Consider the following 14,183-nt stretch of genomic DNA (forward strand, 5'->3'; position numbering starts at 1 on the left):
CGGCCCGGTCGGGCTAGGTCAGGTCAAGGTCGGCCTGCCGGTGCGGTCTCGCACCAGCCCCCGGGCCAGGCCACCGACCAGCCCACCGACCAGCCTCGGGGTGAGCAGACCGTCGCCCAGCCCCACCTCGACGAGGTCGTCGAAGACGCCCTGGTCATGTCCCGATGCCAGGAGCCCCGCGTCGACGACACCGGCGACCCCTGCGAGCCGGCTCGCCGCCCACGTGTGCCGTAGGTGCCGGTCGAGCAGTCGCCGGACCGCGGCGCGGTGCCGGCCTCCGGCGGAGGTGGGCCGGCCGGCGGCGAGCGCCTGCACCGCGGCCGCCCCGGCCAGCGACCCGGTCGCGACGGCGTAGTAGATCCCTTCTCCGGTCAGGGGATTGACCAGTCCGGCGGCGTCACCGACGAGCAGCGTCGGACCGTCGGGCTGCTCCGGGCCCCAGCCCCGACCCGAGAGCGGGAGATGGTGGGCCCGCCACGACCCGGCGCCCGCGGCGACGCCCGGGAGCAGCCGGTCCAGCTCGTCGAGCAGCAGCCGGCGGGTGAGCCCCGGGGCGTGCGCCAGCTCGCCGTAGCCGATGTTGGAGAAGCCGTCGCCGCGGTCGAAGGCCCAGGCGTACGACGGCTGTGGTCTGGTGCCCCACCGGATCACCTGCCGGCCGCGGTGGGCCGGCAGCGTCGGGGCGTAGCCGCGGATCGCGAGCGCCGTCTGGCCGCGTGGCGGGGAACCGACGGCGCCGCGCACGACCGAGCGGGCGCCGTCCGCCCCGATCACGACCTGCGCCCGGACCGAGCCGTCGACGACCACCGCACCGTCGGTGCGGTGGTCGACCCGCACGGAGCGCACCCGGTGGCGATCGAGCACGGCCCCCGCGGCGACGGCGTGCGCGACGATGCGGGCGTCGAGCACGGCCCGGGGCACTACCCAGGCGGGGCGCGCCATCTGGCCCCGCACCTCGCGGCGCCCGGTGGCGAGGTGCAGGCCCTGCACTGGCGACCAGTCGTCGACGACGTCGCCCGCGCCCAGCTGGCCCAGCACGTCGACCGCCTGGGCGGCGATCCCGTCACCACAGCACTTGTCGCGCGGGAAGTCGTCGCGGTCGAGCAGCAGCACCCTGGTGTCGGGCGCCCGACGCAGCACCGAGAGGGCGGCACTGGCCCCGGCCGGGCCGGCGCCGACCACGACGACGTCCCACTCGGGTCGCGAGGAGCTCACCGCCCGACACTAACCGCGAGGTGGGGCAGGTGTCGCGGGCGCCTTGAGGGGTACGAAGATGCATACGCACGGGTGTGCGCCCGCACCGCGGCGGCACCGCCGGACGACGCACGAGGAGCTCACATGGAGTACCGGACCCTGGGGAGGAGCGGCGCAGCCGTCTCCACCCTGACGCTGGGCACGATGACGTTCGGTCAGGAGACCGACGAGGCGGGGGCCCACTCGCAGCTGGACGCCTTCGTCGAGTCCGGGGGCACGCTGGTCGACACGGCCGACGTCTACACCGGGGGCCAGAGCGAGCAGATCATCGGGAGCTGGCTCGGCAGCCGGCCATCGTCGGTGACCGACCGGGTCGTCCTGGCCAGCAAGGGACGCTTCCCCACGGGGGGCGGGCCCAACGACGTGGGTCTCTCGCGCCGCCACCTCACCCGCGCCATCGACGCATCGCTGGCGCGGCTCGGGGTCGAGCACATCGACCTGTACCAGGTGCACTCCTACGACCCGCTGACGCCGCTCGAGGAGACCCTGTCCACCCTCGACGACGCCGTGCGGGCCGGCAAGATCGGCTACGTGGGGCTGTCGAACTTCACGGGGTGGCAGCTGCAGCGAGCCGTCGACCTCGCCGAGCACCGCCACCTGGCTCCGCCCGTGACCCTGCAGCCGCAGTACAACCTCCTCGTCCGCGAGATCGAGTGGGAGATCGTGCCGGCGGCCCTGGCCAACGGCCTCGGTCTGCTCCCGTGGTCGCCGCTCGGCGGCGGGTGGCTCACCGGGAAGTACACCCGCGACGAGCGGCCCACGGGGGCAACGCGACTGGGGGAAGACCCTGAGCGCGGGGTGGAGGCCTACGACCGCCGCGGGAAGGTCGAGCGCACCTGGGACGTCGTCGACGCCGTACGCGCCGTCGCCGACGCGCGCCACGTCACGATGGCCCAGGTCGCTCTCGCGTGGTTGGTCGACCGTCCGTCGGTCACCTCGGTCATCCTCGGCGCCCGCACCCTCGAGCAGCTGAAGGACAACCTCGGCGCCGCCGATCTGCACCTCACGCCGGAGGAGACCACGCGCCTCGACACGGTGAGCGACCCGGGGGCGGCCGACTACCCCTACGGCGGCCCCGGGACCGACCAGCGCTCGCGCCGGATCGAGGGGGGTCGCTGATGGCGCTCCTCACCGGCCTGACCCGCGCCCTCGAGCGCCTCACGGACGCGGTGGAGGGCGCCTCGGCGCTCGACGCGCCCGCTGACGCGGTCAAGCGCGTCACCAGCAAGATCCCCCGTGGCCCGGTCAAGGACCTGCTCTCGGGCACCGCCCTCGGTCACCCGGCCCACCCGGCCGCCGTGACGCTGCCGCTCGGGGCGATCGGCAGCGCCACGCTGCTCGACCTGCTCAGCGGCGACGAGCAGGCCGTCCGGCTGCTCGCGACCACCGGTGTCGTCGGCGCGCTCCCGGCCGTACTCACCGGCTGGAGCGACTGGAACGAGACCAACGGGGCCGAGCGCCGCGTCGGCCTCGTGCACGCGGCGGGCAACGCGATCGGGCTGGGTCTGGTCGGCGCGTCGCTGCTCGCCGGCCGCCCAGCCGTGCGCCGGTCGCTGTCGGTCGCGGGTCTCGCCGTGATGGGGGGTGCGGGCTGGCTCGGTGGGCACCTGTCCTTCGCCATGGGGGTCGGCGTCGACACGACCGCCTTCCTCAAGCCACCGACCGACTGGACCGACGCGTGCGCGGAGGCCGACGTGAGTGCCGACAAGGGGATCGCCGTGACCGTCGAGAGCACACCGGTGCTGTTGGTGCGGCGTCCGCAGGGCATCGTCGCCATCGGTGACCGCTGCACGCATCGAGGCGCGCCGCTGCACGACGGCCAGATCCAGGACGGTTGCGTGGTCTGCCCGTGGCACGCCGCGAGGTTCTCGCTCGACGACGGCAGTGTCGCGCAGGGTCCGGCCACCCGACCTGCCTCGACCTTCGAGGTGCGGGTGGTCGCGGGTCGCGTCGAGGTGCGTCGGGCCGAGGAGCGGGCCCTGCGGCTCAACCCCACCCGCTGACGAGCTCTTCACCCTGCCCATCGGTCTGCTCTACCTGCAGGGCCAGTTCGGCTCCGACTACGGCGCCACGATGGCCTTCGCGTTGCTGACCGTCGCGCCGATGGTCGGGCTCTTCCTCGTCTTCCAGCGCTACTTCGTGCAGGGGTTCGCCCGCACGGGGATCCAGTAGCCCCGGAGGGTCAGAGCAGGGTGCGGATCGCGGCGATCGCCCCAGCCAGGTAGCGGTCAACGGCCACGCGGTCGTCGTCGCCGAGGTCCCGGTCGAGGGTCGCCAGGGCCTGGAACATCGGGGCCATCCTCGCGATGACCTCGGCCCGGCCCCCGTCGGTGAGGTGGACCTCCGTGCGGCGACCGTCGTGGGCGTGCGGGTGCCGCTCGACGTGGCCGTGCCCCACGAGCCGGTCGACCACGCCCGAGGCCGCGGCCGTGGTGACGCCGAGCCGGTGCGCCAGCTCGGCGGGGCCCATCGGCTCCACCGACAGGTGGCGCAGGGCGTGCAGCTCGGAGGTGCTGAGGTCGGCCCGGCGGGCGACGGCGGCCGGCACCGACCCGGCGACGTCGATGAGCGTCTGCAGGGTGCGCAGGGTCTCGCTCGGACGCCAGCCCGGGATGACGTCGGCGACGCCCGGAGGTCGCTTGGCGCCGGGTTGCGTGCTAGAAATAGGTCACCAACTTACGTATCTGTTAACCAAGGTGTTGACTCATCGTAGCTCCCCGCCGATGATCCCACCCGGAGAGGACCTCTCGTGGCCGCCCGCCGCACCGACAACGCCACCCGCAGCGACCCCGCGGCCCGCCCTCCGCGCCCGCGCATCGGTCCCCGAGTCGTCCTGGGGGCTGTGGTCGTCCTGCTCGCCTGGCTCGCGGTCGGCGGCGTGGGCGGGCAGTCGATCGGCCAGCTGTCGTCGGTGCAGAAGAACGACAACGCCTCGTTCCTGCCGCCGGACGCGGAGTCGACCAAGGTCGACGAGGCGGCCAGGGCCTTCTCCGACCAGGGCACCCTGCCCCTGATCGTCGTCGCCGAGCGAGGCGCCGCCCTCACCCCGGCCGACCTGACCGCGGCCCAGGCCTTCGCTGCGACGCTCCCGAGGCTGCCCCTCGACCTCGCCGGCACCTCCGCCACGGTCGGCGACTACCTCGTCGCCCCGCAGGTGGCCGCGGTGCCGAGCAAGGACGGCACGGCCTTCCTGGTCGTGCTCCCCCTGTCGACGACCAAGACGGCGGAGAAGATCGGCGACGCCACCCCGTTGACGGTCATCACGACGGCGGTCAAGGCCGCCGTCGAGACGGGCCTGCAGAAGCAGGGCTACACGGCCTACGTGACCGGCCCGGCGGGGTTCATCGGTGACCTCGTCTCGGCCTTCGCCGGCATCGACGGCATCCTGCTGCTCGTCGCCCTCGGCGTCGTGCTCGTGATCCTGCTCGTGGTCTACCGCAGCCCGGTGCTGCCGTTCGCCGTGCTGCTCACGGCCGGTTTCGGCCTCTCGGCCGCGGGTCTCGTGGTCTACAAGCTCGCCGAGGCCGGCCACATCACCGTCACCGGCCAGAGCCAGGGCATCCTGTCGATCCTCGTGGTCGGCGCGGCCACCGACTACTCGCTGCTGCTGGTGGCGCGCTACAAGGAGGAGCTGCACGACCAGGAGTCGACGTGGGTCGCCCTGCGCACCGCCTGGCGGGCCACGGTCGAGCCGATCGCGGCCAGCGCCGCCACCGTGGTGCTCGGCCTCCTGTCGCTCACCCTCGCCGAGCTCAAGGGCACCTCAGGCCTGGGGCCCGTGGGTGCCCTCGGCATCCTCGGCGCCCTCATCGCCGCTCTCACCCTGCTGCCCGCCCTGCTCCTGCTGGGGCGCCGCTGGATCTTCTGGCCGGCCATCCCGCGGGTCGACCATGCCCACCGCTCCGACTCGCTCGACGCCGGTCGGGGCTGGGGTCGCATCGCGCGCTTCGTCGGTGCCCGCCCCCGCGCCACCTGGGTCGTCACGGCGCTGGTGCTGCTCGCGGCGGCGGCGTTCCTGCCCACCCTCAAGAGCGACGGCATCTCGCAGTCCGACACCTTCCTCACCAAGGTCGACGCGGTCAAGGGCCAGGAGGTGCTCGCCCGCCACTTCGACGCCGGGTCCGGCTCGCCGGTGCTCGTGATCGCCCCGTCGGCGGTCGTCGACGCTGTGGTCGCCGCCCTGGGCACGGAGGCCGGTGTCTCCAACCCGTATGCCGGGCAGGCCCCCGGCGCGCCCGCCAAGGTCGTGGCGGGCAAGGTGCTCGTGCAGGCGACGCTCGCCGACGCGGCCGACTCACCGGCTGCGGTCGACACCGTGCGGCGCGTGCGGTCCGACCTGCAGCGGGTCAGCCCCGACGTGCTGGTGGGCGGCGAGACCGCCCAGACCCTCGACGTGCGCACCGCTGCCGACCGCGACCTCAAGGTCGTCATCCCGACCATCATCGCCGTGGTCTTCGTCGTGCTCATGCTGCTGCTGCGCTCGCTCGTCGCGCCCGTGCTGCTCGTCCTGGCCAACATCCTGTCCTTCGGGGCGACCATGGGGATCTCGGCGATCGTCTTCAACCACGTCTTCCACTTCCCCGGAGGGGACCCGACGACGGTGCTCTACGGCTTCGTCTTCCTGGTGGCCCTGGGCGTCGACTACTCGATCTTCCTGATGACCAGGGCCCGTGAGGAGACCGCCACACAGGGCCCGAGGCGGGGGGTGCTCACCGCCCTCGCCGTCACCGGCGGGGTGATCACCAGTGCCGGCATCGTGCTGGCCGCGACGTTCGGCGCGCTCGCGGTGCTCCCGCTGCTCTTCCTGGCCCAGATCGCCTTCATCGTCGCCTTCGGCGTCCTGCTCGACACCCTGGTCGTGCGCTCGCTGCTCGTGCCCGCTCTGGCCGTCGACCTCGGGCGGTGGACCTGGTGGCCGGGCCGACCGGCTCAGACTGCCGATGACGGTGGTGCCAGACCGCACCATCCGTAGGCGGGCGATTCGGGACCTCTGGGTCAAGAGCCCGGGAGAGTCCGACGGGCCGTGCCAGGGCGGCCCGACCTCGGGCCAGTGGTTCGACGCCTGGCGGTCGACTTCGTCACCCGGTCACAGGCGGCCGGCCGGCTCTGACCCGAGATCACCCACCGGCGTCTCAGTCGCCCCTCAGGTGACCGGGTGATGCTGGGGGCGTGACCACTCACCCCTCCGCCGCGGTCCTGCAGATCAGCGCTGTCGCCCTGCCGGTGGTCGCGCTGGTCGTCGTCGCCCTGACCTGGCTGACCCTGAGCCGCGCCGAGCGCTCCGCCCTCACCTACCGTGCGGCCGTCGCCGTCGGCGTCACCGTGGGGCTCGCCTCCCTCGCAGGTCGCCTGCCCCTCGACCTCACGGCGTATGCCGCCGTCGCCGCCGCGCTCCTCGTCCCCCTGCGCCGCCGGCTGGGCGGCGGGCTGCTGGCCGCGGTCGCCGTCGGTGCCCTGGCCCGCGGGGACCTGGAGGTCCACCAGCGCGCGGTGGTGCTCGGGGCAGTGGTGGCGGGCGTGCTCGCCGCGGTGGTCGGCACGCTCGTGTGGGAGCACCTCGACCCGCTGGCGGACGACGCTGCCAACCTCGCGACGGCGGGACGGGCACGCCGACCGGCCTGGATGCAGCTCTTCACCCCGTCCCCCCTCGACCTCGACCACCTCGACGCCATCATCGACGGGACCCTCGAGGAGCCGCTGGACGCTCACCCCTCCGGGCACGACGACGCCGCCGGGGCCGGCGTCCCGGTGGGTGCTGGCCCGTCCGAGGGGCAGACCCCGCACCGCCGGCGTGGCGTGACGCGACACGCGTAGGGCTCCGGGCTCAGCTGGGGGCACGCCCAGCATCCTGTCGGGTTGCCGACGCGCGAAACGAACCAGCCGGTGGAGGTCGGGCGGGCCATGGCCCAGGCCACCCCGGATTGACGGTCTGTCGCCAGGCCGAGGCGACCAGATCGGATCCCGCCTCGGCGGGGTAGCGTCGTCGGGTGGACCAGGCCGAGTTCGAGCGCTCTGCGCGAGACCTGGTCGGGCGCGACCCCGACCTCGCCGCGCTCGTGCGGGTCCACGGCATACCGGCGGTGTGGGCCCGGCCCCCCGGCTTCGCCGCGCTGGTGCTGCTGGTGCTCGAGCAGCAGGTGTCGCTGGCGTCGGGCGCGGCCGCGTTCCGCCGGGTCCGCGAGCGGATCGGGGCCATGACGCCGGAGGGCGTCCTGGGCACCACCTCGGCGCAGCTGCGCGAGGACGGCGTCTCGCGCCAGAAGGACCGCTACCTGCGGGCCCTGGCCGACGCCGTCGTGACGGGAGCGCTCGACCTCGGCGCGCTGTCGGACTGCGACGACGAGACGGCCCACCGCCGCCTCACCGCACTGCCCGGCATCGGGCGGTGGACCGCCGACTCCTACCTGCTCGCCAGCCTCGGGCGGCCCGATGTGTGGCCGGTCGGCGACCGTGCGCTGCAGGTGGCGGTCGGGGAGGCCCTGCACCTCGACGCGGTGCCCGGCCCCAGCGATCTCGAGCTCATCGGAGAGCGGTGGAAACCGTTGCGGGCCAGCGCGGCCCGGCTGCTGTGGCACGCCTACCTGCAACGGCGAGGGCGCGTCGAGACCGCCACCGACGCCTGGGGGTGACCGCCGACGGCGCCCGACCGGTGATGGCACCCTGCCGCCGTCGCGCGCGTCATCTCCCGCGACGGACCCTACGCGTGGGTCCACCCCGGCGGGCCGCTTCGGACAGCAGATCAGCGGCGGGGGCCGCTCGCGACGGTCTCGATGCGGCGTAACCGCAGTCGCGGTCGGGCGGCGGCCAGCACCGCCGTCGCCCCGGCATATCCGGGGGGGAGGGGGAGGTCCTCGAGCCACGAGGGTGAGTCGGTCAGCCCCTCGGGGGCCTCGAGCACGGCCGGGCGGCGCCCGGGCTCGCTCACGCGGATCGTGCGGGGGTTGAGCTCGAGCCCCGTGCCGACGGCCTTGAGGAAGGCCTCCTTGCGGGTCCAGACGCAGCCACGGTCCTGCTGCGTCCCGGCGTGCTCGGCGGGGTGGAGGGCCACCGCGGCGAAGCCGGCGAAGGCCGTGCGGGCGACCTCCTCGAGGTCGACACCGACCGGTCCGGCCTCGGTCAGGGCGACCGCTGCGAGCCCGGGTGCGCGGCTGAGGCTGAGGTGCAGCCGGGTGCCCGCCGGCTCGGCGAGCACGGGGCGCCCGTGGTCCGACGACCCGCAGACGGGGCACAGCGAGTCGATGCGCACCCGCAGCGGAGCCACCTCGAGGTGCCGGGCCACGGCGCGCACGAGCAGCTCTCGAGCAGGGTCGGCGTCACCCGTGCGGGCCCACCAGACCGTCAGGTCCACCACGACACCATTGGACCATCATCTCGGGCGCGCACGCTCTTCGTGGCTCTGCAACATCCCGACGGGGGCCACAATGTCGGTATGCCGTCACCTGGTGTCCCGACGCCGCCGACCTCCCCGCTCGCCGAGGCCGTGCTGGCTCCGCTGCTCGACCGGGCTGCCGAGCTGGTGGACGACGCGCAGGGCCAGCGGCCCGTCGTCCTCGGGGTCACCGGCTCCCCCGGCGCGGGCAAGACCACGCTCGCCGAGGCCCTCGTGGCGGCACTCGTGGCCGGTGGCCCCGCCCGACCTCCCCTCGTCGTCTCCCACCTGCCGATGGACGGCTTCCACCTGGCCGACGTGCAGCTGGCCCGTCTCGGTCTCGCCGACCGCAAGGGGGCTCCGGAGACCTTCGACGTCGACGGCTACCTCGCGGTGCTCCAGCGGGTGCGCAGCGGCGCCGGGCGACCCGTCTACGCCCCGGGCTTCGAGCGCGACCTGGAGCAGCCGATCGCCGCAGCCGTCGTCGTCGAGCCGTCGGTGCGCCTGGTCGTCACCGAGGGCAACTACCTCCTGCTCGACGACCCGGCCTGGCGTGCGGTCCGGGGGGCGATGGATCAGGTCTGGTACGTCGACCTCGACGAGGACGAGCGGCTGCGGCGCCTCGTCGAGCGGCACGTCGCCTTCGGCAAGGAGGCCGACGAGGCCCGGGCGTGGGCCCTCGGGCCCGACCAGGCCAACGCCCGGCGGGTGGTGGCGACCAGGGACGCCGCCGACCTCGTCGTGACCCTGGGGTAGTCGGCGCTGCGTGGCAGGGCCGGTGCCTGCCGTCCCCGCCTCTTGCGGTGACGGCACCGGCCGTAGTGGACTGCGGTCAGCACGTCGCTCCCCTCCGGAAGGCCATCGATGTCCGATCCCACCACCGCCCTGTCCCAGACGGCCGGCGAGACCGACCTCCCGCTCCTCGAGGTGACCATCGGCGACAGCTTCGACGCGACGGTGGCCCGCTTCGGCGACCGCGAGGCGCTCGTCGACGTGGCGCAGGCGAGGCGGTGGACCTACGCCGAGCTGGGCGCCGAGGTCGAGCGGCTGGCTCGGGCCTTCGTCGGGGCCGGGCTCGGCCCGGGTGACCGGGTGGGCATCTGGGCGCCGAACCGTTTCGAGTGGGTGATGGTGCAGTACGCCACAGCCAAGATGGGCGCGATCCTGGTCAACATCAACCCGTCGTACCGCACCCACGAGCTGAAGTACGTGCTCACCCAGGCCGGCATCACGATGGTCGTCGCTGCTCCCGCCTTCAAGACCAGCGACTACGCCGCGATGCTGGCCGAGATCCAGCCCGACGTGGAGACCCTCGAGTCGGTCGTCCTGATGGGCACCGACTCGTGGGATGCCCTGCTGGACAAGGCTGCTGACGTCACACCAGAGCGACTCGCCGAGATCCAGGGTGGGCTCCGTCCGGGCGACGCCATCAACATCCAGTACACCTCCGGCACCACCGGCTTCCCCAAGGGCGCGACCCTCAGCCACACCAACATCCTCAACAACGGCTGGTTCGTCGGCGAGCTCTGCCGCTACACCGAGGCCGACCGGGTCTGCATACCCGTGCCGTTCTACCACTGCTTCGGCATGGTGATGGGCAACCTCGCCTGCACCACCCACGGGGCGGCGATGGTCATCCCCGCGCCCGGCTTCGACCCGGCTGCGACGCTCCGCGCCGTCCAGGACGAGCGCTGCACCTCGCTGTACGGAGTGCCCACGATGTTCATCGCCGAGTGGGCCCTGCCGGACTTCGCGACGTACGACCTGAGCAGCCTGCGCACCGGCATCATGGCCGGGTCGCCGTGCCCGGCCGAGATGATGAAGAAGGTCATCGCGGCCGGCATCGACGAGGTCTCGATCTGCTACGGCATGACCGAGACCTCACCGGTCTCCACCCAGACCCGGGTCGACGACTCCTTCGAGCGCAAGGTCGGCACCGTCGGTCGGGTGGGGCCGCACCTGCAGATCAAGGTCGTCGACCCCGTGAGCGGCGAGGTGCTGCCCCGGGGGAGCGCCGGCGAGCTGGCCACGAGGGGCTACTCGGTCATGATCGGCTACTGGGAGGAGCCGGCCAAGACCGCCGAGGTGCTGCGGGACGGCTGGATGCACACCGGTGACATCGCGGTGATGGACGAGTCGGGATACGTGCAGATCACCGGCCGCATCAAGGACATGGTCATCCGCGGTGGTGAGAACGTCTACCCGCGTGAGATCGAGGAGTTCCTCTACACCCACCCCGACATCCTCGACGCCCAGGTCATCGGGGTGCCCGACGAGAGATACGGCGAGGAGCTGTGCGCCTGGGTGCGGATGCGTGAGGGCGCCGAGCCCGTGACGGCGGAGTCGGTGCGCGCCTTCGCCACCGGCAAGCTGGCGCACTACAAGATCCCGCGCTACGTGCGGATCGTCGACGACTTCCCGATGACCGTGACCGGCAAGGTACGCAAGGTCGAGATGAGGGAGAAGACCGTCGCTGACCTCGGGCTGGCACCCGCTCCCTGAGATCAGGGGCGCGGTCGACCTGCGAGGACCCGGTGTCCTGCCACAGGTGGGCCAGACCACGAGCGGCGGTCCCGGTCCGTCTCCGGCGGGGGGTCGGACGTCGCGCTCTGGCGGGCGGGCCCGGATATTGCGGGTGACACCGGACCCTAGGCTGGTGCCCATGGTCTCGCCCTCCGCTGCGCTCACTCCCCTGCTCACCTCGGCCATCGCCGCAGCCTTCGGCGAGGACCTGCGCGGCGTGGACCCGGTGCTGCGGCCGAGTCAGTTCGCCGACCTGCAGTGCAACGCCCCGCTCGCGCTGGCTAAACGGCTGGGCCTGCCGCCGCGCGAGGTCGCGGCCAGGATCGTCGCCGCCCTGGCCGACCTCGACGTGGACGGCACCTGCAGCGGCGTGCAGATCAGTGGCCCGGGCTTCGTCAACCTCACCCTCGCCGACAGCTGGATCGCCTCCAGGGCCACAGACCTCGGCGCTGACGACCGTCTCGGGGTGCCGCTGCAGGAGCGTCAGGTCGTGCCGATCGACTACTCCGCGCCCAACGTCGCCAAGGAGATGCACGTCGGCCACCTGCGCACCACGATCGTCGGGGACGCACTGGCGCGCACCCTGACGCACCTGGGCCACACCGTGATCCGGCAGAACCACATCGGTGACTGGGGCACGCCCTTCGGCATGCTCATCGAGCACCTGCTCGACGTCGGTGACGACTCGGCCGAGGCCGCCCTGCTGCAAAGCGACCCCAACGCCTTCTACCAGGGCGCCCGGACGAAGTTCGACGCCGGCGAGCCCTTCGCCACGCGCGCCCGGTCGCGGGTCGTGGCCCTCCAGTCCGGTGACGCCGACACGCTCGTGATCTGGCACCGGCTGGTCGACCTGTCGAAGCAGTACTTCAACCGGATCTACTCCACCCTCGACGTCACGCTCACCGACGCCGACCTGGCGGGGGAGTCGTCCTACAACGACGAGCTGGCGCAGATCTGCGACGAGCTCGAGGCGGCGGGGATCGCCACGGTCTCCGACGGGGCCCTGTGCGTCTTCCTCGACGGCTACACCGGTCGCGAGGACAAGCCCGTGCCGCTCATCATCCGCAAGTCCGACGGGGGCTACGGCTACGGCACGACCGACCTGGCGACCATCCGGCACCGGGTGCGCGACCTGCACGCCGACCGGGTGCTTTACGTCATCGGGGCGACCCAGGCGCTGCATCTGTCGATGGTCTGGGACACCGCCCGCAAGGCGGGGTGGCTGCCCGTCGACGTCGAGGTCGTGCACGTGCGGATCGGCAGCGTGCTGGGCGCCGACCACAAGATCCTCAAGACCCGCTCGGGTGACTCGATGCGCCTGATGGCCCTGCTCGACGACGCGGTGGCCAACGCGCACGCGGTGCTCGACGAGCGGCGTCCCGACCTCGACGACGCGACCCGGGACGACATCGCCCCGCAGGTCGGCATCGGCGCGGTGAAGTATGCCGACCTGTCGGTCGCCCACGACAGCGACTACGTCTTCGACCTCGAGCGGATGCTCGCCCTCACCGGCAATACCGGGCCCTACCTGCAGTACGCCGTGACCCGCGTGCGCTCGATCTTCCGCGCCGCCGGGGTCGAGGTCGAGGGCGTCGAGCGCGCGGTCGTCGTCACCGAGCCGGGGGAGCGCGCGCTGGCCGTGGCGCTGCTGAGGTTCGGTGACGTCGTCGCCGCCGTCGGAGACGAGCTCGAGCCCCACCGGCTGTGCGCCTACCTCTTCGACCTGGCCTCGACCTACTCCTCCTTCTACGAGGAGTGCCCGGTGCTCAAGGCGCCGACGACGCAGCTGCGCGAGTCGCGGTTGGCCCTGTGCGCCCTCACGCTCCGGGTGATGGTGGCGGGCCTGGAGCTGCTCGGGGTGCGTTCGCCCGCGCAGATGTGACGGCCCGCCAGCGGGCCCGCGCCCGGCACCAGCGTCGCCCTACGTCTCCCGGTGGGAGGGTGGGTCACAGCGCACCAGATCGAGGGCGAAGGCGACGTAGTCCTGGGCGACCTGCTCGGCGCTCGCCGACCCGTCGGGGCGGAACCACTGGGGCAGAGCGGTGCACAGCGTCACGACGGCGCGGGCCGCCTCGTGCGGCACAGGGGTGGTGAAGGCTCCCTCGCGCACGCCGTCCTCGACGGCGTCGTCGACGACGCGCTGCTCCTGCACCCGCAGGGCGGTGACGCGGGCCCGCTCGCCCGGCTCGAGGCTGCGCATCTCGGAGGCGCCGACGAAGCCCAGCTCGCGGCGGTGGGTGTGGAAGAGGGCGAGGCACTCGACGACGAGCGCGAAGCGCTCGACCGCATCGCGTCCCTGGGCCCTGGCCGCCTCGGTGCGGACGCGCAGGTCGTGCATCGTCAGGTCGAGCAGCGCGACCAGCATCTCCTGCTTGCTGGGGTAGTGGTGGTAGAGGCCGGGCACCGACAGTCCGGCGCGCTCGGCGATGGTGCGCATCGACGCGCCGTGGTAGCCGAACTCCAGGAAGGAGGAGAGCGCCCCCGTCAGCGCGGCGTCGAGGCTCAGCGGGGGGAAGGCGCGCCAGTCGACCGGGGTGGGAAACGCCACGTCAGCTGTCGTCTCCGTCGACCGGCGCACGGCGGGTCCGTGACCGGCCGCGCCATGGGGCGCGAGCAGCCGCTCCACCGGCACGTCGAGCGCCCGCGCCACCCGGGTGAGCCGCTCGCTCGAGACGCCGGTCTTGCCGGTCTCGATGCCGCTGAGGGTTGCCGGGCTCACGCCCACGAGGAGGGCCAGGTCGCGCAGGGTCTGGCCGCGGCCCTGGCGCACGCGACGGATGCTCGCCCCCAGCGCGGCACGGTGACCGATGGGCGCGGCAGGCGGCGGGGTCGGTGCCGCAGCCGAGGTCATGACGGCACGCTAGCGGGGCCGCCGAGCCCCGGCCACGTGAAGCGGTGTCTCGCCGCACGTCGTGCTCCTTTCAGCAATGCTGAATCCCATGTGGTGAGACCGTCGGTGAACACACCTCTTGACACAGCACTTCTGGCTGGACAGGCTGGCCGACGACATCCAATGCCGAGCAATCGCTCGGTCGGC

The 14,183-nt window shown here is 73.1% G+C and carries 12 protein-coding genes; 8 read left to right on the forward strand and 4 right to left on the reverse strand.

Annotated elements, in window-relative coordinates; all coding sequences use genetic code 11:
• Positions 1-18 precede the first annotated feature (18 nt).
• Positions 19-1,215 carry a geranylgeranyl reductase family protein gene (locus tag V3N99_12920; protein MEO3937644.1) on the reverse strand — a complete coding sequence of 399 codons (1,197 nt, stop codon included), beginning with the start codon at positions 1,213-1,215 and terminating at the stop codon, positions 19-21.
• 123 nt (positions 1,216-1,338) lie between these two features.
• On the opposite strand from V3N99_12920, the gene V3N99_12925 reads away from it, so the two are divergent.
• A complete protein-coding gene (locus V3N99_12925; GenBank protein MEO3937645.1) occupies positions 1,339-2,373 on the forward strand; it encodes an aldo/keto reductase in 1,035 nt (344 codons plus the stop codon).
• Complete coding sequence (locus V3N99_12930) at positions 2,373-3,257, forward strand: Rieske 2Fe-2S domain-containing protein (GenBank protein MEO3937646.1); 885 nt, start codon at positions 2,373-2,375, stop codon at positions 3,255-3,257. The genes V3N99_12925 and V3N99_12930 overlap by 1 nt, the downstream gene beginning before the upstream one ends.
• 179 nt (positions 3,258-3,436) lie before the next feature.
• On the opposite strand, the gene V3N99_12935 is transcribed toward V3N99_12930, so the two are convergent.
• Entirely contained in the window at positions 3,437-3,802 is a 366-nt protein-coding gene (locus tag V3N99_12935; GenBank protein ID MEO3937647.1) for a MarR family transcriptional regulator, read from the reverse strand.
• A 201-nt stretch (positions 3,803-4,003) separates the two neighbouring features.
• Between V3N99_12935 and V3N99_12940 the strand changes: the two genes are divergently transcribed.
• The 3 genes from V3N99_12940 (at position 4,004) to V3N99_12950 (ending at position 7,883) form a co-directional block, all read left to right on the forward strand.
• Positions 4,004-6,226, forward strand: a complete 2,223-nt coding sequence (locus V3N99_12940; GenBank protein MEO3937648.1) for an MMPL family transporter — start codon at positions 4,004-4,006, stop codon at positions 6,224-6,226.
• Positions 6,227-6,423: 197 nt separating this feature from the next.
• On the forward strand, positions 6,424-7,068 hold the full coding sequence (locus tag V3N99_12945; GenBank protein ID MEO3937649.1) for a hypothetical protein: 645 nt from the start codon (positions 6,424-6,426) through the stop codon (positions 7,066-7,068).
• Positions 7,069-7,241: 173 nt separating this feature from the next.
• Complete coding sequence (locus V3N99_12950; GenBank protein ID MEO3937650.1) at positions 7,242-7,883, forward strand: hypothetical protein; 642 nt, start codon at positions 7,242-7,244, stop codon at positions 7,881-7,883.
• Between the two features lie 110 nt (positions 7,884-7,993).
• Here V3N99_12950 and V3N99_12955 read toward each other — a convergent pair whose 3' ends face one another.
• Positions 7,994-8,605 carry a 4'-phosphopantetheinyl transferase superfamily protein gene (locus tag V3N99_12955; GenBank protein ID MEO3937651.1) on the reverse strand — a complete coding sequence of 204 codons (612 nt, stop codon included), beginning with the start codon at positions 8,603-8,605 and terminating at the stop codon, positions 7,994-7,996.
• Between the two features lie 78 nt (positions 8,606-8,683).
• Between V3N99_12955 and V3N99_12960 the strand changes: the two genes are divergently transcribed.
• From V3N99_12960 to argS, 3 genes are all read left to right on the forward strand, one after another.
• On the forward strand, positions 8,684-9,379 hold the full coding sequence (locus V3N99_12960; protein MEO3937652.1) for a nucleoside/nucleotide kinase family protein: 696 nt from the start codon (positions 8,684-8,686) through the stop codon (positions 9,377-9,379).
• Between the two features lie 108 nt (positions 9,380-9,487).
• Positions 9,488-11,125, forward strand: coding sequence for an AMP-binding protein (locus V3N99_12965; GenBank protein ID MEO3937653.1), 1,638 nt, complete (start codon positions 9,488-9,490; stop codon positions 11,123-11,125).
• A 160-nt stretch (positions 11,126-11,285) separates the two neighbouring features.
• Positions 11,286-13,028 (forward strand): arginine--tRNA ligase, encoded by a 1,743-nt coding sequence (gene argS, locus V3N99_12970; GenBank protein MEO3937654.1) that lies wholly within the window; start codon positions 11,286-11,288, stop codon positions 13,026-13,028.
• A 39-nt stretch (positions 13,029-13,067) separates the two neighbouring features.
• Here argS and V3N99_12975 read toward each other — a convergent pair whose 3' ends face one another.
• Positions 13,068-13,997, reverse strand: a complete 930-nt coding sequence (locus tag V3N99_12975; protein MEO3937655.1) for a TetR family transcriptional regulator — start codon at positions 13,995-13,997, stop codon at positions 13,068-13,070.
• Positions 13,998-14,183: the final 186 nt, after the last annotated feature.

This window comes from Dermatophilaceae bacterium Soc4.6, from assembly GCA_039889245.1.
Lineage (GTDB): Bacteria > Actinomycetota > Actinomycetes > Actinomycetales > Dermatophilaceae > Lapillicoccus.